Source organism: Burkholderia sp. ZZQ-2, assembly GCF_050768715.1.
Taxonomy (GTDB): Bacteria; Pseudomonadota; Gammaproteobacteria; order Burkholderiales; family Burkholderiaceae; genus Burkholderia; species Burkholderia cepacia.
This window is the reverse complement of the sequence record NZ_LDVA01000268.1, coordinates 29,703-51,371: the sequence shown is the minus strand read 5'-3', so window position 1 is coordinate 51,371 and position 21,669 is coordinate 29,703. Positions and strand designations below refer to the sequence as shown.

At 67.3% G+C, this 21,669-nt stretch carries 11 protein-coding genes and 2 riboswitches; of the genes, 3 read left to right on the top strand and 8 right to left on the bottom strand.

Annotation, left to right across the window (positions count from 1 at the left end):
- Window positions 1-33: 33 nt before the first annotated feature.
- Genes atzF through ABY44_RS20525 form a run of 4 tightly spaced genes read right to left on the bottom strand, consistent with a single transcriptional unit; the run spans window position 34 to window position 6,918 of the window.
- Complete coding sequence (atzF, locus tag ABY44_RS20540; protein WP_060174375.1) at window positions 34-1,893, bottom strand: allophanate hydrolase; 1,860 nt, start codon at window positions 1,891-1,893, stop codon at window positions 34-36.
- Window positions 1,890-5,498 carry an urea carboxylase gene (gene uca / locus ABY44_RS20535; protein WP_060174376.1) on the bottom strand — a complete coding sequence of 1,203 codons (3,609 nt, stop codon included), beginning with the start codon at window positions 5,496-5,498 and terminating at the stop codon, window positions 1,890-1,892. The genes atzF and uca overlap by 4 nt, the downstream gene beginning before the upstream one ends.
- Window positions 5,495-6,151 (bottom strand): urea amidolyase associated protein UAAP2, encoded by a 657-nt coding sequence (locus ABY44_RS20530; RefSeq protein ID WP_431641703.1) that lies wholly within the window; start codon window positions 6,149-6,151, stop codon window positions 5,495-5,497. Before ABY44_RS20530 ends, uca begins: the two co-directional genes overlap by 4 nt.
- A gap of 11 nt (window positions 6,152-6,162) precedes the next feature.
- A complete protein-coding gene (locus ABY44_RS20525) occupies window positions 6,163-6,918 on the bottom strand; it encodes an urea amidolyase associated protein UAAP1 (protein ID WP_060174377.1) in 756 nt (251 codons plus the stop codon).
- A 57-nt stretch (window positions 6,919-6,975) separates the two neighbouring features.
- Window positions 6,976-7,109, bottom strand: a riboswitch (guanidine-I (ykkC/yxkD leader).
- Between the two features lie 434 nt (window positions 7,110-7,543).
- A riboswitch (guanidine-I (ykkC/yxkD leader) is annotated at window positions 7,544-7,665 on the top strand.
- Between the two features lie 138 nt (window positions 7,666-7,803).
- Between ABY44_RS20525 and ABY44_RS20520 the strand changes: the two genes are divergently transcribed.
- Both ABY44_RS20520 and ABY44_RS20515 read left to right on the top strand, forming a co-directional pair.
- The gene (locus ABY44_RS20520; RefSeq protein WP_060084667.1) at window positions 7,804-8,826 is read left to right on the top strand and encodes an ABC transporter substrate-binding protein; all 1,023 of its coding nucleotides are present in this window, start codon (window positions 7,804-7,806) and stop codon (window positions 8,824-8,826) included.
- Window positions 8,827-9,261: 435 nt separating this feature from the next.
- Window positions 9,262-11,406: a tryptophan 2-monooxygenase oxidoreductase gene (locus ABY44_RS20515; protein WP_060174378.1), complete on the top strand. Its 2,145-nt coding sequence runs from the start codon at window positions 9,262-9,264 to the stop codon at window positions 11,404-11,406.
- 118 nt (window positions 11,407-11,524) lie between these two features.
- Here ABY44_RS20515 and ABY44_RS20510 read toward each other — a convergent pair whose 3' ends face one another.
- Entirely contained in the window at window positions 11,525-11,812 is a 288-nt protein-coding gene (locus ABY44_RS20510; RefSeq protein WP_226151172.1) for a hypothetical protein, read from the bottom strand.
- A gap of 516 nt (window positions 11,813-12,328) precedes the next feature.
- Here ABY44_RS20510 and ABY44_RS20505 point away from each other — a divergent pair.
- On the top strand, window positions 12,329-14,440 hold the full coding sequence (locus ABY44_RS20505; RefSeq protein WP_060174379.1) for a radical SAM protein: 2,112 nt from the start codon (window positions 12,329-12,331) through the stop codon (window positions 14,438-14,440).
- Between the two features lie 104 nt (window positions 14,441-14,544).
- On the opposite strand, the gene ABY44_RS20500 is transcribed toward ABY44_RS20505, so the two are convergent.
- The 3 genes from ABY44_RS20500 to ABY44_RS20490 all read right to left on the bottom strand — a co-directional run bounded on the left by ABY44_RS20500 (window position 14,545) and on the right by ABY44_RS20490 (window position 21,298).
- Window positions 14,545-16,875, bottom strand: a complete 2,331-nt coding sequence (locus ABY44_RS20500; RefSeq protein ID WP_060174380.1) for a putative bifunctional diguanylate cyclase/phosphodiesterase — start codon at window positions 16,873-16,875, stop codon at window positions 14,545-14,547.
- A 53-nt stretch (window positions 16,876-16,928) separates the two neighbouring features.
- On the bottom strand, window positions 16,929-19,031 hold the full coding sequence (locus ABY44_RS20495) for a putative bifunctional diguanylate cyclase/phosphodiesterase (RefSeq protein ID WP_060174381.1): 2,103 nt from the start codon (window positions 19,029-19,031) through the stop codon (window positions 16,929-16,931).
- Between the two features lie 569 nt (window positions 19,032-19,600).
- Window positions 19,601-21,298, bottom strand: coding sequence for a M4 family metallopeptidase (locus ABY44_RS20490; RefSeq protein WP_021158125.1), 1,698 nt, complete (start codon window positions 21,296-21,298; stop codon window positions 19,601-19,603).
- Window positions 21,299-21,669 lie beyond the last annotated feature (371 nt).

The window sequence follows — 21,669 nt, the reverse complement described above, 5'->3', positions numbered from 1 at the left end:
GCGCGGTGCCCGTGGCATCGCGCGACCGGACGTTCATTGCGAGGCGCTGCTCGCGGCGTGGGCGCGGTAAGCCCGCCAGCCGCCGAAGCGCGTGATGTCCGTCGCCTCGTCGAGCGCCGCGCTTTCGCACAGGAAGCCCTGCACGCGCGAGCCGTCGGCGAGCGTCAGCGTGCCGATGCCGAGCGGCGCCGCAATGCCCGCGACGAAGCTGCCGTACGCGTCGACCGGCATCTCCCAGATCTCGACCGCGATCGGCGCACCGCCGTCCGGCACGCGCACGAGCCCCGGCTTGGCGACGCTGCCGCCGGATGCCGCGCCGGACAGCGCGTAGAGACGGTACGTGGCCGCCGTCGTCGTCGCCGCGACGAAACGCGCGCGTCGCTGCGTGAGCTGCCCGTTCAACGGCTCGCCTCGCAGATGCGCACCGACGACGGCCACGCGCACGACGCCGGTGGATTCCGTCGGCGCCGCATCCGCCGTTGCAGCGCCTCCGGACTCACGGACAGCCTGATCGCCGTCGCCCCACGCCTGGGCGAGATCGAGCAGCCGCGCATCGTCGTGCGCGCGGCCGACGAACGTGATCCCGAACGGCAAGCCCGTGTGCGCCCCGGTCTTGCAGACGCCGGCAGGCACCGCGATCGCCGACAGGTCGAGCAGGTTGACGAAGTTCGTGTAGTAGCCGAAGCGCGAATTGATGCCGATCGGATCGGCTTCGAGCGCGTCCACGGTCGCGGTCGTGGCCGAGGTCGGCATCACGATCGCGTCGAGCCCGGCCCATGCGCGGCCCGCCTCGACGCGCAGCGTCGCGAGCCGGTCGAATGCGGCGAACGCGTCGGCCGCGCTGAAGCGCGACGCGCCGCCGACGATCGTGCGAATCACCGGATGGAGCGCATCGGGCTCCCGCGCGGCGAATGCGCCGAGTGCGGCAAGCCGCTCGGCAACCCACGGGCCCTCGTAGAGCAGCCGCGCGGCGGCCAGGAACGGGCTGAAATCGATCTCGACGATCCGCGCGCCCGTCGCCCGCAGGCGTTCGAGCGCCGCTTCCCAGGCCGCGCGATACGATTCGTCGCCGAAGAATTCGAGCTGATCGGCACGCGGTACGCCGAAACCCCACTGGCCGAGCGAACGCCCCCGGTCGACATCCGGCAGCGGCTGCCATGCGCGCCCGTAGGGATCGCCTTCCGTCACGCCCTGCGCGACGGCGAACACCGACCGTGCGTCGGCCGGCGAGTGCGCGAACACCGACACGCAATCGAGCGACCGGCAAGCCGGCACGACGCCGAGCGTACTCAGCACGCCGCGGGTCGGCTTGAGTCCGACGAGCCCGTGAAACGCTGCCGGCACGCGCCCGGAACCGGCCGTGTCGGTCCCCAGCGAGAACGCCGCGACGCCGAGCGCGACCGCCACCGCCGACCCGGAACTCGATCCGCCCGACGCATAGCGCGGATCGAGCGCATTGCGGCACGCGCCGTACGGCGAGCGCTGCCCCGACAGCCCGGTCGCGAACTGGTCGAGATTGGTCTTGCCGACCGGAATCGCGCCGGCCGCGATCAATCGCTCGACGACGGGCGCGCTGCGATCCGGCGTGTACGCATAGGCCGGACAGGCCGCCGTCGTCGGAATGCCGGCGAGGTCGATGTTGTCCTTGATCGCGAACGGCACGCCGTAGAGCGGCAGCGACGCGATGTCGCGTCCGGCCAGCGCGTCGGCGTAGGTCGTCATCTCGGCGTGCGTCAGCGGCCGGATCCACGCATGATGCGGATCCCCCGCGTCGAAATGCGCGGCGATCGCGTCGACGAGCGTGTGCGGCGTCAGGGTGCCCGCCTCGTAGCACGCGCGCAGTGCGGCGATCGAGCCCGGCCCGGGCAGCGGCGAACGTTGTGTCGTGCTCATGCCACCTCCTCGGCGGCGCCGGTCTTCTGCACCATCAGCCGCTGGCCGGCCACGACCGCCGCGCCCGGCGCGCAATCGATTGTCTCGATCGTGCCGTCTTCCATTGCCGTCACCGCCACCTCCATCTTCATCGATTCGACGATCGCGACGACCTGCCCTTCGGTCACGCGCTCGCCGGGTTCGACCAGCACCTTCCACACGCTGCCCGACACGTCCGCGGCAATCGCGCGCTGCGTATCGTCGAGCGCGGCCGTTTCCCGCGCCGCCTGCGCGTCGCCCTGCTCCGCTTCGCCGACGTACTCCGCGTGCCCGGCCGCCCGCCACCGCTCGCGCTCGGCTTCGAACGCGGTTTGCTGCGCGGCCTTGAACGTCGCGATCGACTCCGCCTCGTCGCGCAGGAAGCGGTTGTACGCGCCCAGGTCGAACACGGATTCCTCGATCTTCAGCGACGCGCGGCCCGCGATGAAATCCGCGCGCAGCGCAGCCAGCTCGGCCTCGCTGACTTCGTAGAAGCGGATCTCGTCGAAGAAGCGCAGCAGCCACGGTTTGCCGGCTTCGAACTCCCGCGTGGTGCGGTGACGGTTCCACATCTGGACGGTACGGCCGACGAACTGGTAGCCGCCGGGCCCTTCCATGCCGTACACGCACAGATACGCGCCGCCGATGCCGACCGCGTTCTCGGGTGTCCAGGTACGCGCGGGGTTGTATTTGGTCGTCACGAGCCGGTGCCGCGGATCGATCGGCGTTGCGACCGGCGCACCGAGGTAAACATCGCCGAGCCCCATCACCAGATAACGCGCGTCGAACACGATGCGCTTCACGTCGTCGATGCTCGCCAGCCCATTGATCCGCCGGATGAACTCGATATTGCTCGGACACCACGGCGCATCGGGCCGCACCGACTGCATGTAGCGCTCGATCGCGACGCGCGTCGACGGGTCGTCCCACGACAGCGGCAAGTGCACGATGCGGTTCGGCACGCGCATGTCGGCCACGTCGGAGAGTTCCCGCTCCGCAGTCTGCAGATGCGCGAGCAGTGCATCGAGCGGCAGCACGCGTGCATCGAACTGCACCTGAAGCGAGCGGATGCCCGGTGTCAGGTCGAGCATGCCGGGCAACCTGTGCGCGTCGAGCCAGCACATGAGGGCATGCACGCGAAAACGCAGGTTCAGGTCGAGCACGAGCGGCCCGTATTCGACCAGCACGTTGCGGTCGCCCGAGCGCCGGTAGACGACACCGATGCCGCCGCCCGCCGACGGATCGCGATGCAGCACGCATTCGCCGGGCGCGGCGGAGGCAGCCGTGGCGACGTCGCGCGTCGGTTGCGCGATCGCAGCAGCCGGCTTCCCGGCCGACGCGGCCGCGCGCACGAACTGCACCGTATCGCCCGGGCGCAACTGGCCGAGCTTCCACAGCTCGTCGCGCACGACCGTCACCGGGCACACGAAGCCGCCGAGGCTCGGGCCGTCCGGGCCGAGGATCACCGGCATGTCGCCGGTGAAATCGACCGCGCCGATCGCATACGCGTTGTCGTGGATGTTCGACGGATGCAGGCCGGCCTCGCCGCCGTCCGCGCGTGCCCATTGCGGTTTCGGTCCGAGCAGCCGGACGCCGGTGCGGCTCGAGTTGTAGTGGACCGTCCACTGCGTGCCGTAGAGCATCGCGATGTCGTCCGGCGTGAAGAAGTCCGGCGCGCCGTGCGGCCCGTCCAGCACACCGAGCGTCCATGCATGCGTCAAGGCGGGAATGTCGTCTTCGGCCAGCGTCGCGCCGGCGTCGCCGCGCCCCGCGTCCGCGTGCAGATGCAGCACGTCGCCCTTGCGCAGCGCGCGCCCCGCGTGACCGCCGAACTGGCCGAGCGTGAAGGTGGCCTTGCTGCCGAGATAGTCGGGCACCTGCAGCCCGCCTTTCACGGCCAGGCACGCGCGCACGCCCGCGCTCGTCACGCCGCCGAGCTTCAGTACCGCGCCCGGTCGAGCGCGCAGCACCTGCCAGAACGGCGCGGGCTCGCCGTCGAGCGTTGCCGCGAGCGGCGCACCGCCGAGCACGAACAGTGTCGCGGTGTTGAAGCGCAGCGTCGCGCCGACCATCGTGAATTCCAGCCCGGCCGCGTCGCGTGCGTTGCCGAGCAGCGCGTTGGCGAGATCGAACGCGCGATCGTCCATCGGACCGGACGGCGGCACGCCGACGCTCCAGTAACCGACGCGCCCGGGCGCCTGCTGCACGGTGGTCTGCACGCCGCCGTCGAGCACGTCGATCGTGTGCGGCGCGAATGCGAAGCGCGACAGGAACGCCGTCGTCGGCGCGCCGCGCGCGAACGTGTCCGAGCCGGCAATCGCGCGCAGGTAGTCGAGGTTGGTTTCGATCCCGTACAGCTCGGTCCGCGCCAGCGCGGCCTGCAGTGCCGCCAGCGCGTCGCGGCGCGTATCGCCGCGCACGATCAGCTTCGCGAGCAACGGATCGTAATGCGCGCTGACCTCGGTGCCCGCGTCGATCCAGCCGTCGACGCGCACGTCGTCCGGAAAGGCGACATGCGTGAGCACGCCGGCACTCGGCTGGAACTGCTTGTGCGGATCTTCCGCATAGAGCCGCACCTGGATGCTCGCGCCGCGCGGCGCGACGGCGAGCGTGTCGAGCGGCGGCAGGTCGCCTTCGGCCTGCAGGATCATCCATTCCACGAGATCGATGCCGGTGACTGCTTCGGTCACGCAATGTTCGACCTGCAACCGCGTGTTCACTTCCAGGAAATAGAACCGGCGCGCGTTCGCGTCGAACACGAACTCGACCGTGCCGGCCGACGCGTAGCCGACCGCGCGGGCGAGCCGCACCGCGCTCGCGTGCAGCGTGTCGCGCTCGGCATCGGTCAGGTCCGGCGCGGGTGTCTCCTCGATCACCTTCTGGTTACGGCGCTGCACGGAGCAATCGCGTTCGCCGAGCGCGATCGCGCCGCCGCGGCCATCGCCGAAGATCTGCACTTCGATATGCCGCGCGTGCTCGACGAATTTCTCGAGATACACGCCCGCATGCGCGAAGTTCGCGTTGCCGAGCCGCACGACGGATTCGAAGGCCGCCTCGAGCTGCGCGGCGTCACGGCACAACGACATGCCGATCCCGCCACCGCCGGCCGTACTCTTCAGCATCACCGGATAGCCGATCGCATCGGCTTCGGCGAGCGCCGTCGCCACGTCGTCGAGCAGGCCCGTGCCCGGCAGCAGCGCGACACCCTGTGCGGCCGCGAGCGCGCGCGCGGTGTGCTTGAGGCCGAACGCGCGCATCTGGTCGCCGCGCGGCCCGATGAAGCGCACGCCCGCCGCTTCGCATGCATCGGCGAAACCGGCATGCTCGGACAGGAAGCCGTAGCCGGGATGCACGGCCTGTGCGCCCGTCTCGCGCGCAGCTGCGAGGATCGCCGCGACGTTCAGGTAGCTCTCCGCCGCCGGCGCGGGGCCGACCCGCACGGCTTCGTCGGCGAGCGTCACGTGACGCGCGTCGCGGTCGGCGTCCGAGTAGATCGCGACCGACGCGATGCCGAGCCGCTTCAGCGTCCGGATCACGCGGCACGCGATTTCGCCGCGGTTCGCAACGAGGACTTTGGCGAATCTCATTCGGCCTCCCACACGGTGAGACGCACGGGCGTCGGGTTGTAGCCGTTGCACGGGTTGTTCAGCTGCGGGCAGTTCGAGATCAGCACGGTGATGTCCATCTCCGCGCGCATCTCGACGTACTTGCCGGGCGCGGAAATGCCGTCCTCGAACGTCAGCCCGCCGAGCGGCGTGACGGGTACGTTCATGAAGAAGTTGACGTTGCCGACGAGGTCGCGCTTGGTGAGCCGCGCGCCCGTGCCGCACGTGCAGTGCGCGATTGCATTGAGGAAGCTGTCGCGGCAGTTGTGCATGTGCCGCTTGTCGAGCGCATAGCGCACCGTGTTGCTCTCGGCCGCGCATGCGCCGCCGAGCGTGTCGTGACGCCCGCACGTATCGGCGACGATCGTCGCCATCGCGTTGCCCCGGCTCGACAGCAGCACGCTGCCGGCGCTCAGGTACAGGTTGCGCTGCGCGCGGATCGTGTCCTGTGCGCTGTAGCGCTCCTCGGGGTCGTCGGACCGGTAGAACAGCGTGTCGACGGCCTGGTTGCCCTCGAGGGCGAGGATGCGGAAGACCTGCCCGCGCTTCAGGTCGTGCAGCCACGGTTCGCCCGCGTTCAGCGTGATGTCGTGGATCGCGTCGCGCGGGTCGAGGCGGCTTTCGATGATCGGCATGGTGCGGCTCCTTACGCGAACAGGCGGTCGGTGTTGGTGAAGCCGCGCATGTTCTCGGCGCACGCGCGCCGGCACGGATCGTCTTCGGGTGCGGCGGCGTCCGCCGGATACGCGCGGTACGCGATCAGCTTCACCGGCTTCGGCGCATAGTCCGCACGCGGATCGAGCGGATGCGGCGCGGTCGAGAATGCCGCGAGCGTGTTCATCTCGAAGCGCAGGTCGACGGCACTGCCGGCCGTCGAATGGCCGGGGACGAAATCGAGCGTGCCGTCGCCCCCCGTCTCGAGCTTGCTGAAGAAATTGACGTTCGCGGCGAGGTCGCGCGCCGACAGCCCGTACTTCGCGAGCTCGAGCACGAGGCTGTCGCGACCGTTGCGGATCATCGCGTTGCGATCGGCCTGGTACGTCGTCGTGCCGTACTTGTGTGCGAACAGGCGCGCATCGCCGACGCCGCCGAGCGGGTCGTGCCAGCCGAGCGTGTCGGCCGTGATCGACGCGATCACGCGCCCCATGTCCGTGTACAGCGCATGGCCGCGCGTGAGATGCGCGGTGTGCTGCGCCTTCAGCGTATCGGCCATGTTGTAGCGTTCGAGCGGGTCTTCCTGGCGATGAAATACGGCGGACAGGTTCGCGCCGCCTTCGACATCGACGATGCGCAGCGCGAGGCCGCGGCGCAGGATGCCGGACCAGTGGGTCCCGGCGGGAATCAGCGTTTCCCACGCGACGTGCGGTAGTGGGGCGAGGACGGCTTGGGGGCTCGGCGACATGGCGGCTCCGTGGTCGGTTGGATAAAAGGCGTGAGAGGGCGACCGAACGACATCGCGACCTCCCGGGCTTTTATCCCTCCGTGGAGCCTCGCCGCTGCCTCGTATCGAGGCGAAGGCAAGACCGGATTGCTCTCGGACCAGGCATCGTGCGGCGCGAACGCCGCATGACCGGAACCCTAGCGATCCTGAAGATGATGCAAATTGCTTCGCACCTCTCGGGCAACGATCAAGCGAGTTGCGTGCCAGCCACGACGAAACGGCCGCACAACGCGGTGCGGCGGCCCGCACGTGCGCCGCGTGCACGACATGGCGGCGGCCCCGTGCCCTCGCGGCGGGCGTGCCTCGCACCAGGCGAACGCGATCCCGCACCGGCGCAGTGCGTGTCGCATGCACATGCACGGCACGATCCGCAATGGCATGGGCATTGCATCGATGGCGGCACCTACACTCGACATCCGACCGCTCATGAACAAGCTCGACCTGCTCCGGCGCGCGCTGACAGCCCTCTTCTCCGCCCGCTTCATCGAACTGCAACGCGCCGCGCGCCGCCGCTGAGCCGCCCTCGTCGCACGTCGTTGGCACGGTTCTCGCTCGGCATGACGCCGAGAGGTGCGGCGGCGTCGCATCTTAGGGATGCTAGGGTTCCGGTTCATCGAACGTCTGGTCCGAGAGCAGCCCGGCACGGGTTCGTCCGATCGCGAGAGCGGACGCGCACGCGCTACACGGCGGGACAAAAGCCCGGGAGACTGGCGATGGCAACGGCCATCGCGCCTCTCCGTGGCCGCTTCGTTCGTTCCGCATCCGCAGGAACCGGCTACGCAGCCGGACCGTGCTCCTGCACGGTCCGTATCGACGATCCCGATCCCGGTCTCCTGGAGAAACACGATGACCCGTCCCGCCTCGGCACTCCGCCGCCTGCTGTCCTTCCGTTCCGCCCGTCGTGCATTGGGTGCCGCCGCCACGGCTGCGGCGCTGCTCGCGGCGCCCGCCGTTCACGCGGCGGCGCCGCTGAAGATCGGCTACAGCGACTGGCCCGGCTGGGTCGCGTTCCAGGTCGCGCTCGACAAGGGCTGGTTCAAGGAGGCCGGCGTCGACGTCGATTTCGAATGGTTCGATTACTCGGCGTCGCTCGACGCGTTTTCCGCGGGCAAGCTCGACGCGGTCGCGGCAACCAACGGCGATGCGCTCGTGACGGGCGCATCCGGCGCGAAGAACGTGATGATCCTGCTGACCGACTATTCCGCCGGTAACGACATGATCATCGCGAAGCCGCCGCTGCGCAGCGTCGAGGGGCTGAAGGGCAAGAAGGTCGGCGTCGAGCTCGGCCTCGTCGATCACCTGTTGCTCGAAACCGCGCTGCAAAAGCACGGATTGAAGGATGGCGACGTGACGCTGGTCAATGCGAAGACCAACGAACTGCCGCAGGTGCTCGGCTCGTCGACCGATGTCGCCGCCGTCGCCGCATGGCAGCCGAACGCAAACGAGGCGTTGAAGCGCGCACCGGGCGCACGCGCAATCTTCACGTCGGCCGACGCGCCGGGGCTGATCTACGATGCGATCACGGTCGCGCCCGCGAGCCTCGCCGCGCGCCGGGCCGACTGGGCCAAGGTGATCAAGGTGTGGTACCGCTGCGTCGCGTACATCAACGACCCGAAGACGCAGGCAGATGCGGTCAGGATCATGTCCGCGCGCGTCGGGCTCACGCCGGAGCAATACCTCCCGCTGCTGAAAGGCACGCACCTGCTCGACGAAGCCGCCGCGAAGCGTGCGTTCCGCAAGGGCGACGGTCTCGATTCGATCTACGGCTCGACGCGCAACGCGAATGCGTTCAACGTGCGCAACGGCGTGTACAAGCAGTCGCAGAATATCGATGCGTATATCGATCCGCGATTCGGGATGTCGAACTGACCGTTGCGTGCGGTCGGACCTTTGACGTCTCTGTCAGGCTGGCGAGGCGCCTCCCCGATTCATCGAGCACGGGGAGGCGCATTTTCGAGGATGTCGAGGCAGGCGTCACCCGTCAGCGGTGCTTGCGCAGCTGATCGCACGCTTCACCGGTCGCGTGTTCGGCAATCCGAAGATGATCGACGATTCGATCGGGATCCCGTGACGTTTGCCGTCACGCCCCCCCCTTCCCAAGCCCGCCTCTTTTCCATCATTTCGCTCATTCTCCTCGATCGTTTCTCAAACAAAAATTGATTGATTTGGCGAAACCGCATTCGCATACTGCGCAAGCTTCGTTCGCAATGCGTTGTCGTTGTCCTGAATCGGTCCCGACGCGCTGTGCCAGCGGCAAGCGGGATCGATATCGCGCGGTTTCCACTCTCTCGATGGAGAAACGTCATGGGCGTTACCGTCATTCCCCGGCTGCTCGGCCTGAAGGACGAGAAGAAGATTGCCACCACCGTTGGTGAAGCCCGGTTGAGCGGGATCAACTACCGGCATCCCGATTCCGCGCTGGTGTCCTATCCGGTCGCCGCCGCCGCGCCGTTGGGTACGCTGCCCGCCGGCAACTACAGGATCGCCATCGTCGGCGGCGGAGCAGGCGGCATCGCCGCACTCTACGAACTGGGCCGGCTCGCGGCGACGCTGCCGGCAGGAAGCGGCATCGACGTGCAGATCTACGAAGCCGATCCCGATTCGTTTCTTCATGACCGGCCGGGAATCAAGGCGATCAAGGTACGCGGGCTCAAGGCCGGAAGAGTGTCGGCGGCACTCGTTCACAACGGCGATCCTGCCAGCGGCGACACCATTTACGAAGTAGGCGCGATGCGCTTTCCGGAAATCGCCGGATTGACCTGGCATTATGCGTCCGCCGCATTCGGGGACGCGGCGCCGATCAAGGTATTTCCGAATCCCGGCAAGGTGCCGACCGAATTCGTGTTCGGCAATCGGGTCGACCGTTATGTCGGGAGCGATCCGAAAGACTGGGAAGATCCGGATTCGCCGACGTTGAAGGTACTGGGTGTCGTCGCCGGCGGGCTGGTGGGCAACCCGCAAGGCGAGAATGTCGCGATGTATCCGATCGCCAATGTGGATCCGGCCAAGATCGCGGCGATCCTGAATGCGGCTACGCCGCCGGCCGATGCCCTCGAGCGGATTCAGACGAAGTACTGGCCCGAGTTCATCGCGCAATACGATGGCCTGACGCTCGGCGCGGCCGTCCGCGAGATCGTGACGGTTGCGTTCGAGAAGGGAACGCTGCCGCCGGTCGACGGTGTGCTCGACGTCGATGAATCGATCAGCTACTACGTCGAACTGTTCGGCCGCTTCGGCTTCGGCACCGGCGGCTTCAAGCCGCTGTACAACATCTCGCTGGTCGAGATGATGCGGCTGATCCTCTGGGACTATTCGAACGAATACACGCTGCCGGTCACGGAAAACGTCGAGTTCATCCGGAATCTGTTCCTCAAGGCCCAGGACGTCGGCGCCGGCAAGCTGGCCGTCCAGGTTCGTCAGGAACGCGTCGCGAACGCCTGTCATTCCGGCACCGCGTCGGCGCGCGCACAACTGCTGTCATACGACAGCCATAACGCCGTCCATTCCGAAGCCTACGATTTCGTGATTCTCGCCGTCCCGCACGATCAGTTGACGCCGATCGTCAGCCGCAGCGGCTTCGAACATGCCGCCAGCCAGAATCTGGGGGACGCGGGCCTGGGCCTCGAAACGCATACGTACAACCAGGTCTATCCGCCGCTTCTGCTGAGCGATAGCAGCCCCGCTGCAAACGCCCGGATCGTCACGGCGATCGGCCAGCTTCACATGGCGCGCTCGTCGAAGGTGTTCGCCACCGTCAAGACCACCGCGCTCGACCAGCCGTGGGTCCCGCAATGGCGCGGCGAACCGATCAAGGCCGTCGTCTCCGACAGCGGCCTCGCGGCGAGCTACGTGGTACCGAGCCCCATCGTCGAAGACGGCCAGGCGCCCGAGTATTCGAGCCTGCTCGCCAGCTACACGTGGGAGGACGATTCGACCCGGCTTCAGCACGATTTCGGGTTGTATCCGCAAAACCCGGCAACCGAGACCGGTACGGCGGATGGGATGTACCGGACGATGGTGAATCGCGCGTATCGGTACGTGAAGTATGCGGGCGCGTCGAACGCACAACCGTGGTGGTTCTATCAGCTGCTCGCGGAAGCACGCACGGCGGACCGCTTTGTCTTCGACTGGACGACCAACAAGACGGCCGGCGGCTTCAAGCTCGACATGACGGGCGACCATCACCAGAGCAACCTGTGCTTCCGGTATCACACGCATGCGCTCGCCGCGTCGCTCGACAACCGCTTCTTCATCGCCAGCGACAGCTACAGCCACCTCGGCGGCTGGCTCGAAGGCGCGTTCATGAGCGCACTGAATGCGGTGGCGGGCCTGATCGTGCGCGCCAATCGCGGCGACGTGAGCGCGCTGTCCACTGAGGCACGTCCGCTCGTGATCGGTCTGCGGCCCGTCGTGAAGGTCCCCGCAGCGGAGCTGGCCACCAGCCAGTAATTCGCGAACGAAGAGACGCGCGCGTCGCGCGTCATCATGCGCCCGCCGTCCGGCGGGCGCGTTTCACATCGATCGAAACAGGGGCGCGCGGCCGGACGGCGGAATCGGTGTATCCGGATTAACGCTCGCTCACCTTCACGCGCGGCAGCCATTCCGCCTCGGCACCCTGCGTGCCTTTCAATTGGGCGGGAATCGCGTCTTGCACTTGCGCGTCGTAGCGGCGTACCGCCTCGGTGTCGAGATGACGGCCGTCGAACGTCGACTGGCGACGGGTAATCATGTTGATGCGAAGGCGTTTTGCCGCCATGGTCGGTCTTCCTTGAAAAATCGGCACCCCGCCGACTGGCGAAGTGCAATAGATGTACGTGAGAAAGATGTCGCCAAGATGACGTGATGTGAAACGCACGTCTCCCGCCATCCTACGGCGGCTGCGCATGCACCGCAATGACCTCGAGCAAGCATCGCAGTTCACTTCTCCGCGATCCGCTTGCCGTCCGGCTTGATGGGTCGTTTCAAAGAAGGCACTCGAGGCGCGCCGCACGATCGACACGCTCCGCACTGGGTGCGGCGTCGAGGTACAACAGGTCGAAGGCCTGCCGGACGTGACGCCGTTCGACTTCGACCGCATCTGACCTCGCAGGCCGGGCCGTGATCGGGCCGCCGTTATAATCGGTGCGACTCTACGGCGGCCGCGCGTGTCGGCTGCCGGCTACACGCCGGGATGATTTCCCTTTCGGGCGCGACGCGCTCGATGATTTCTTTCTCCCCGAGCGTGAAGCGCCTTGCGCCATTCCCCGCGCCTGCCACTCATGCTCGGCCGGGCAACGGATGGTGACTGCGCGAGTTGCTTCAAATATGACGGTTTCCCGTGCTGCCACCGGGTTCACGGGGATCCTCGACAAAAAGACAGAGGGCCTCGCCGATGCCGGTTTCCACTGGTTTTGACCGCAATGCATTCAGGGCGTATCCGCTGGACGGCGCGCTGCTGCGCTTTCACCCCGCGACAGGAACGCACGTCCGGATCGAGAACGCGGCGACCCGCCACTTGCGGCGCCTCGCACCCCGGGTCGTGATGTTCGGGATAACGAACAAGTGCAATCTGTCTTGCGACTTCTGCTCGCGTGATGTGCGGCGCGACAGCGCCTGGTCCGTCCAGTCGGCCGCCGGCGTCCTTCGCGGCCTCGCCGCGGCAGGCACGCTGGAAGTCGCCTTCGGCGGCGGAGAGCCGTTCGCGTTCCGTGGATTCGCCGAGCTGATCGACATCCTCCATCACACCACGCCGCTTGCACTGAATGTCACGACCAATGGAACGCTGATCCGGCGCAACACGTTCGCGCCCTACGCGGGCCGCTTCGGCCAGGTCCGCGTCTCGCTCTACGACGACGTGCGCTGGCGCGACGCGGGCACGGTCCTGTCGGAATACGGGCAAAGGTGGGGCGCCAACCTGATCGTCGACGACGCCGTGCTGCCGGGCCTCCCCGCCCTGCTGGCCGAACTGGCCGCGCTGGGTTGTCAGGATGTCTCGTTGCTGTCCTACATCGGCCCCGATTTGCGCAGGCACCTTTCGCCGAGGGGGCGCGCGCAGCTCGCGGTCACCGTGCAGGATTCGCCGATCGCCTGCCGCCTGTCGGTGTGCTTCGGCGACGCGGTGCCCGTATCCAGATTGTTCGACGGTGCCGACGGCAGTGGCGACTGCGGCGCGGGGCTGGACTTCGTCTCCATCACGCCCGATCAGCGCATGCAGGGCTGCTCGTTCCAGGACGGCGGCCTGCCCGCCGCCAGTGCGGAGGACATCCTGCACGGGTGGCGCAACGCGCGTGCGCATCTCGAGCAGCCCAGTGCGCGGCGCGGTTGTGCACGTCGCGGCGCAGATGCCGGCCGAACCCGGTCAACGCCGCCGGTCAGCGTGTGGCAGGCCTTCTCCGGCAACAACAGCGGTGAGTGCGTGATGGTCGCGAAATTCGAGACCATCGCGGACGCGGACGCCTACCTCGCACAACTGCTGCCGTCATGGGCGCCCGATGCCGAGTATTCGTCCGAGTGGAAGCGCCTGTTCAAGGAAGAAGCGGTCGCGGGGCCGGGCTTGTCGGGCGGAGGGTCGCCTCGCGAGCTGGCGGCGATCGGCCGCTCGGTGATCGCGACGGGATACGAGGCAGACGACCTGTTTCCGGAATTGCGTGCGCTGGCCTGGAAGAAAGGCGCATACGTGGTGCCCGGCGGCATCCACGCCCACGACGTGTTCCTGCTGGCCGCGGTGCGTGCGTCAGGCGCGGATGACGCACGCGATCTGGCCGCCCGGAAGCCCCATCCCGCCGCCAGGACCTGGCTGCATGGAGAGGTCGTCCTCGTCACGCTCGAACTGCAGGGGGATGGCGCGCCAGGTGAACTCGTCGAGATCCGGCAACTGCTCACCGGCTATTCCGCCGGTCGCCCGCTCGCCGCGGAACTCGTGTTCGACGACATCGACGACGCGGCCATGCTGTCGGTCAAGAAGCGGCTCGGCGCGGAAATCGGTCGAACGCCAAGGCTTGCGCTGCATTTCGGCTCGCGTGAGGATTCCGGCGAGCGGGCGGTTCGATTCGCGCAAATGATCGCGGAAGGCCAGACCAACGTCGCCGGCACGTGTGTCCTGGTATCGGGAATCGAGCGGCGCAAGCGGCTCGCGGTGCTCGCCTATCGGCAAGGTGCGCATGTCGGCGCCATCGACGGCCCGGAAGTGCGCGTCAGCGCCTGTTTTTTCGTGCGTGATGTCACCCCTCGGAAAGGCCGGCGCGCGGAACCCGGCGAGATCGATATCGGCCTGGTTCGCGAAGCGCTTCACCAGCGCTTTCCGGGCGGCGTTCGCATCGATGTCAAGGCGGGATATCGCCGGGGTATGGCCTTCGTGACCATCGTCACCGCGGACCCCGGATACGCTTTCGGTCAACTCGAGCAGCTTGCGGCGTCGTTCGATGCGAGACTCAGCATCGGGGTGCACGAGGTCGATCCGCTGGCGTTTGCCGTTCGACGCGTGATCGCGGACGTGCATTCCTGACCCGCAACGCAACCCGCCCGGCGCGCGCAATCGTCATCCCGGAATGCACGTTTTCGGCCTTCAATCGATCCGGGTATCGCGCAGTCCGGTCGCGTCGCCGTCGCTCACGCCCGCCTGCCCGTCGACTGCGCAGCCAGCGCGGCCCGCTCGATCCAGCGAATGGCCGGCGCATCGTGCTCGCCCGGCGCGGGCTTGCCGATCAGGAAGCCCTGCACCTCGCGGCAGCCGGCATCCGTGATGCACGCCAGTTGCTCCTCCGTCTCGACGCCTTCCGCGACGGTCGTCACGCCGAGACGCTTGCCGAGATCGGCCACCGCGCATACGACGGCCGCGCAGTCCGGTCGCGAGATCGCATCGCGCACGAAGCTGCCGTCGATCTTGATCTTGTCGAACGGAAACGCGCGCAGATGCGCGAGCGACGAGAAGCCCGTGCCGAAATCGTCGAGGGCGACGCGCACGCCCATCGAACGCAGCGCGCGCAGGTCCGCGATCGCCTTGCCCTCGTCATGCAGCAGCGCGGTTTCCGTCACCTCGATTTCCAGCCGGTCGGGCGTGAGGCCCGCGCCGGCCAGCGCCGCCGCGAAGGCCGGCACGATCGTGCCGTGGCCGAGCTGCGCCGCCGACACGTTCACGGCGACGCGCGCGCCGTCCGGCCAGCGCGCCGCCTCCCGGCATGCATGGTCGAGCACAAAGCGGCCGAGCCGGTCGATCAGGCCGCCGCGCTCGGCCACCGGAATGAAGTAGCCCGGCGAAATCCAGCCGGCGCGCGGGTGATGCCAGCGCAGCAGGGCCTCCCGCGCCGTCACCTTGCGAGTCAGGACATCGACGATCGGCTGGTAGAACACGTACAGCCCCTGGTTCTCGTCCAGCGCGACGCGCAGCTTCGATTCGAGCGCGATCCGCTCCTGCGCGCTCGTTTCCATGTCCGGCGAAAACATCCGGTACGTCCCCTTCCCGGCTTTCTTGGCCGCATAGAGCGCCATGTCCGCGCGTGACAGCAGCACGCCGGCGTCGTTGCCGTGATGCGGCGCCAGCACGCAGCCGATCGACGCGCCGATGCGGAACTGCCGCTCGGGCGACGGCGCATAGGGCGCGACGAGCGTGTCGACGAGCCGCGCGGCCGCGCCCATCGCGCCGTCCGCGTCGGTGTCGCGCAGCAGCACCGCGAATTCGTCGCCGCCAATGCGCCCGAACATCGTCCTCGCTTCCGGGCACTGCCCGCGAAGGCGTTCCGCGACCTGGCGCAGCACCTCGTCGCCCGCCGAATGCCCGCACGCGTCGTTGATCAGCTTGAAGCCGTCGAGGTCGATGAAGAGCAGCCCGAGCGTCTTGTCCGAGCGGCGCAGGCTCGTGTCGAATTCGGCGAGGAAGGTCGCGCGGTTCGGCAGGCCGGTGAGCGAATCGTGATGCGCGAGCTGGTGGATGCGCGCTTCCGCCTCGGCCTGCTGCGTGACGATCGACCACGACAGCATCGGGCCGATGTAGCGCCCCTCGGCATCGCGCACCGCCGAGACCTGGAGGTCGAGCACTTCCGGCCCGAGCCGCACGCGGCCGCGATGCGGCAGGTTCGCCGGATCGGCGAGCAGGCGGCGCTGGTGCTGCGGGTGCGGATGGAAGAAGTCGATCGACGCACCGAGCGCATCGTCCGCGCGGATCGGCAGCAAATGCTCGATCGAGCGCAGCAGGTTTCGCGACGCCGTGTTCAGGTAGTTGATGCGGAACGTCTCCGGGTCGGCAGTCATCACGGCCACCGGCATGTCGTCGATCATCCGCATCAGCCGCGTCTGCGCCTGCTCGCGCATCCGCGATTCGGCCTGCGCGTCGACGGTGCGCACGAAGCCCCGGTAGTTGACCGAGATGACGGCGATCAGCGCGGCCGACACGAAAGCCATGTTGACCGCGGTGGCGACGAGCGTCGGCTGGCCCGTCGAAAGGAAGAACGCGATGAACGCGGCGTTGACGATCACGGCCACGATCAGCGCGGCCGTGCGCAGGTACATCAGGCTGAAGATGCAGCCGATCACCGTGATCGCCATGTAGAACGCGACCTGGGCCTTTTGCCACGCGTCGCCGTACGGGAACAGCAGCAGCGCCCAGAGGGTGAACGTCACCGCGATCGGGATCACCAGCCAGTTCGTCATCGTGAGCGCACGCGACACGGTGTCCGGCGTCGGCTCCACCAGCCGCGCGCGGCGCCAGTGCAGCAGCCGCGCGAGCGACACGAGCGTCATCCCGGCCGGCATCGCGACCGACAGCCACCACGGCGTGCTGCGCAGGTGCGTGACGGCGAGGCTCCAGGTGCTCGAGACGAGGATCAGGTACATCACCGGTAGCTGGCCGGCGAATACCCGGAATTGCGCCGCGAGCAGGTCCGGGTTCCGGGCCGGCGCCGCGATGCTTGCCAGTCTGACCATCCGTGCGTAGTGGGTTTTCATGTGAGCCTGCCTGCTGCAACCTGCGTTCGGATTGCCGTATCCGGCGTTGTCGCTTACCGGCGCGGGCCCGGATCCAGCTCGGCCGTGACGGCCGATCCGGACGCGGGAACCGTCGCGCTGGCGCGGTTGCTGCCGGTCAGCGCGATCTGCCCGCTGCCGACAATCTCGTTGAGTGGTGCGGGCCTGCCGAGCAGGAAGCCCTGCGCTTCGTCGCAGCCTTCGTCGGCCAGCAGCACGAGCTGGTCGCGCGTCTCGATGCCTTCGGCCAGGATCGGAATGCCCAGGCTCTTGCCGAGCGCGAGCACGGCGCGGATGATCGCGCGATCCTGCGGTTTCGCTTCCGCGTCCGCGACGAACGACTGGTCGAGCTTGATGCGGTCGAACGGGAACGAGCGCAGCGTGTCGAGCGACGAATAGCCGGTACCGAAATCGTCGAGCGCGATGCTCACGCCCAGCGCCTTGATCTGCCGCAGCGTATCCAGCGCGCGCTCGCGGCCGGCGAAGATCGTCGATTCCGTCAGTTCCAGCTGCAGGCGCGACGCCGGCAGGCCGGTTGCCTCGAGCACGTCCGCCACGAGCGCCGTCAGGTCCGCGTGCATGAACTGCACGGCCGAAACGTTCACCGAGACCGTATAGGGCGGCTCCCACGTGGCCGCGCGCGCGCATGCCTCGCGCAGCACCCACGCGCCGATCTCCAGGATCACGCCGTTTTCCTCGGCGAGCGGAATGAACTCGGTGGGCGGTATCGTGCCGAGCGTCGCATGCTGCCAGCGCAGCAGCGCCTCGTAGCCGCGGATCTCGCCGGTCGTCAGCGACGTCTGCACCTGGTAGTGGATGCTCAGCTGGTTGTCGGCCACCGCGCGGCGCAGGTCGGCCGCGAGGCTGCGGCGCGCGCGGACGATCAGGTCCATCGCCGGTTCGTAGAAGCAGATCGATTGCGCGACGCTGCCCTTCGCACGGTACATCGCGAGGTCCGCGTTGTTGATGAGGATCGCCTTGGTGGTGGCGTCGTCCGGGTAAATGGCAACGCCGAAGCTCGCGCCCGGCACGACCTCGTAGTCGTCCAGCCTGACCGGCTTGTAGAGCGCCGGCTCGAGCCGTTCGAGCAGATCCATCAGGCGGGTGTCGTCGCCCATCCGGCAAAGTGCCGCGAATTCGTCGCCGCCGATGCGGGCGACGAATTCGCCTTCGCGCAGCAGGTTCGACATGCGCCGCGCGAGGATGCGCAGCACCTCGTCGCCGGCGTGGTGGCCGCGCAGGTCGTTGATTTCCTTGAAGCGGTTCAGGTCGATGCCGATCAGCGCGAGCTTCGTGCCCTGCTCTTGCGCCAGCGCGATTTCGAGGTCCAGCCGCTCGTTGAAGCTCGCCCGGTTCGGCAGGCCGGTCAGCATGTCGCTCAGTGCCAGCCGGCGCAGATGCTCGAGCGATTCGGCCCGCACGTTGCTGTCGATCACGTAGCTCACGAGCCCCGTGCAGACAATCACGAGCGACGTACCCGCGACCGCCAGCGCCAGCGGACGCAGCGTGTTCACGTCGGTCCACGCGCCGTCGAGCGTCAGCGGCGTGATGCGCAGCGCGGACATCCCGGTGAAATGCAGCGCGAGGATCGCGAGCGACAGCACGCCGGCCATCTGGTTGACCGCGTGCGGCGACGGCCGCATCGCGAGGTGCAGCGCGAGCGCCGCGAGGGTCATCGCCAGCAGCACCGATGCGACCAGGTAGCCGATGTCCCACGACACGATGCCCTCGACCCGCCACGCGAGCATGCCGGTGTAATGCATCAGCACGATCGCGACGCCGACGATCGCGCCGCCGAGCGCGGGCGCGATCCTGACGATGCGGCAGGTCGTCAGCGCGAAGCCGATCGTGCTGCCGCCGACCGCGATGAGCAGCGACACGAGCGTGAGCGGCAGGTCGAATTGCACGGGCGCGCCGGCATCGAAGCCGAGCATCGCGATGAAGTGCGTGCACCAGATCGCCACGCCGGCCGAAATGGCCGTCAGCACCTGCCAGCCGAACCGCTGCGTGCCGGAGGTGTTCACCGTGCGCTGGAACAGGCGCGCGGTGACCCACGAGCCGGCCCCGCACAACAGCGCGGCAAGCAGGACCAGCCAGTGATTGTGCCGTTGAACGATGCACCCTAAAACTGTCGCCAAAACCTTTCTTCCCCTATCCGTCGCATGCGTGGATGCCGTTCCCGATCGAAACCGCGGGGCGATGCCGCTTCGATCAGGCGCGCCTTCCGGATATCGGCATGCGATGAATAAACTGAACGCCGCGCGGCGGCACGCAAACGATTGCCCGGAAGATATTTTTTCTGGGAAAAGTGCCGGAACGAGACGGGGCGGGATATCGAAGGATCGGCCGATGGTTTGCCGATCGACCGACGGGTGTGGGAGATGGGTGATATGGCTGGATTCCGCCGCGCTTCACCGTCAGGTTTCTTCCGGGTTCGTCACGGACAGCCGGGGAACGCGGCGCGGTTATCGAGGAAGGTGCGGCAGGCGCGACCATGTCGGCACGCAGTGCCGAAAAGCGGGCTACGTGGCTGGCGGGACAAAAACCGGATTCCAGAGATCGACCGCCCGCAATCGCAGGCGGTCGATCAACACGCGTCCGTCATTTGCCCGGGCGTCGCGTGGCCTCGATCGGCTCTCCGTTCTCCGACACGAAATGCCGCCACGCGATCGATCATCGGGCATTCAACGCACTGGCACACACGCCATCAATTCACCCCGACCGCGCTCCAAGCACGAGCGACCGTCGCGCTTTCGGCCGAATTCGCGCCGTACAGGTCGTTCGCCGCCTGGATCGACGCACGCCGCGCGTTCGGGTAGCTGGAGTTGGCGTTCAGATACACGGTCAGCGTCCGGTACCAGATCTTGCCGGCTTTCTCGCGGCCCAACCCGGTGAAGGTCGTGTCGCCGTTGCAGACCAGTTTCGCCTTCGTCAGGCCGGTATCGGTCGACGGCACCGTCGGGCCTTCCGCCAGCAGGTAGAAAAGGCGGTTGCCGACACCCGACGTGAAATGCGGATCGTGGCGCGGATTCGACCACGAGAATCCGCCGGACGGGTAACAGCTGAACGACCTGCCATCGAGATCCTGCTTGTACATCTTGCGCAGGCCGCCGCTCACCACGCGCGCACCGATCACGTAGTTGCCGGGATCGTTCGGGTTGTTCGCGTAGTACTTGACGAGCGTGCCGAAAATGTCGGAAGTCGCTTCGTTCAGCCCACCCGCGTCGCCCGAATAGTTCAGGTTCGCCGTGGCCTCGGTCACGCCGTGGCTCATCTCGTGTCCGGCCACGTCGACCGACACGACCGGCTTCGGCAAGCTCGTGCCGGGCTGGCCATCGCCGTACACCATGATGTGCGACGGCATCCATGCCGCGTTCGCGCCGGTCGTGCCGCTGCCGGTGTCGAACACCACGTGCGCGAAACTCTTCACGCCGCGCCCGTCGTTGAAGATACCGTTGCGGTTGTGCGTCGTCTTGTAGTAATCCCAAGTTAACGCCAGACCGTAATCGATGTCGGCGGCGACGGTCTGCCGGTCGGTGGTCGCGTTGTTGCCCCACACGTTCGTGCTGCTCGTGAAGATCGGCAGGTCGGTCGCCTGCTCGACGTCCTCCGCGATCAGTCCGCGGCCGTCGTATACGGAGCCGCCGCCGCGATTCGGATCGAGCATCCGGTACGCGTTCGTGCCGGTCTGGTCGGTGGTCAGCGTCAGGTTGCCGTAGTACAGCGAGCGGCCGGTGCCGGTCGCGGCGGCGGTCTTGATCAGGTCCTGCGCATCGAGCACGGCGCCCGTGCGTGCGTCGACGTAGTACAGCACCGCATCGCCGTGCACGTCGTTCGACTTGCCGTATACGCGCACTGCATAGGCCAGCGTCGGCGTGACGTCGCGTGCGAACACCACGAGTTCCGCGTCGTCGACGCGGCGCACGTCCGAGTTGAAACGCGCGGTCGCGATGCGCTTGACCCTGGCGTTGCCGATGTCGGGCGCGTTGCGTATCACGGAGCGGTTTCCGACCTTGCCGATCGTGCCGGCGAGATTGATCGGCGCGAGCTGGGTCACGCTCGCCTGCTTCAACTGCCCCTTGCTCGAATGGACGACCACGTCACCGCCGATCACGGGCAGGCCCGCGTAGAAGCGGTCGAAACGCACGTGCTCGGTGCCGTCGGGATCGACGATCACGTCGCGCACCTCGAATTGATCGCCGTCCGTCGGCGCACTCGCCTGCGGCCCTGCGAACTTCAACGTGCGTGCTGCGCCGCCGGCGGCCAGACTGAAGGCGGACGGGTTCTGCTGGATCAGTTGCAGTGCCTTGTCGACCGTGGCCGACTGGTCGCCGGCCTGGGCAAAAGCACTGAGACTCGCGACGGTAATCGCGGTGATGGACAGCAGGCGAGACAGTTTCTTCATGTAATCCCCCGGTTATGTATGGGTGATGTTCGAGGAATGCATCAAGTACAGACTTTGATCCAGGACATGTCACGAACTGCAGAGGGATGCTAGAAGGTCATTTTTATAATTACAAGATATTTTCTGACAGGTTAATATTTTCTATCGGCGATGTTAATCGAGTCATGATTTGGTGAGAAATCTGAAATGATCTCGTCGGCTGCGATGCCGGTTTCGGCAACACCGCATCGGCGGAATGTGCGTGCCGGGCCCGTCGTTACTGGGGAAAGGCGTGCGTGGCGCGGGTCGGACGGAATGGAGGATGTGAAGCTCGAGGTAGCGCGGCAGATGCTATTTGCTTTATTAAATATTGATTTTGATTATTGCCATTC

Excerpts from the sequence above, each read along its gene's own strand:
- atzF (WP_060174375.1), bottom strand. The coding sequence starts at position 1,893 with ATGAGCACGACACAACGTTCGCCGCTGCCCGGGCCGGGCTCGATCGCC.
- uca (WP_060174376.1), bottom strand. The coding sequence starts at position 5,498 with ATGAGATTCGCCAAAGTCCTCGTTGCGAACCGCGGCGAAATCGCGTGC.
- ABY44_RS20530 (WP_431641703.1), bottom strand. The coding sequence starts at position 6,151 with ATGCCGATCATCGAAAGCCGCCTCGACCCGCGCGACGCGATCCACGAC.
- ABY44_RS20525 (WP_060174377.1), bottom strand. The coding sequence starts at position 6,918 with ATGTCGCCGAGCCCCCAAGCCGTCCTCGCCCCACTACCGCACGTCGCG.
- ABY44_RS20520 (WP_060084667.1), top strand. The coding sequence starts at position 7,804 with ATGACCCGTCCCGCCTCGGCACTCCGCCGCCTGCTGTCCTTCCGTTCC.
- ABY44_RS20515 (WP_060174378.1), top strand. The coding sequence starts at position 9,262 with ATGGGCGTTACCGTCATTCCCCGGCTGCTCGGCCTGAAGGACGAGAAG.
- ABY44_RS20505 (WP_060174379.1), top strand. The coding sequence starts at position 12,329 with ATGCCGGTTTCCACTGGTTTTGACCGCAATGCATTCAGGGCGTATCCG.
- ABY44_RS20500 (WP_060174380.1), bottom strand. The coding sequence starts at position 16,875 with ATGAAAACCCACTACGCACGGATGGTCAGACTGGCAAGCATCGCGGCG.
- ABY44_RS20490 (WP_021158125.1), bottom strand. The coding sequence starts at position 21,298 with ATGAAGAAACTGTCTCGCCTGCTGTCCATCACCGCGATTACCGTCGCG.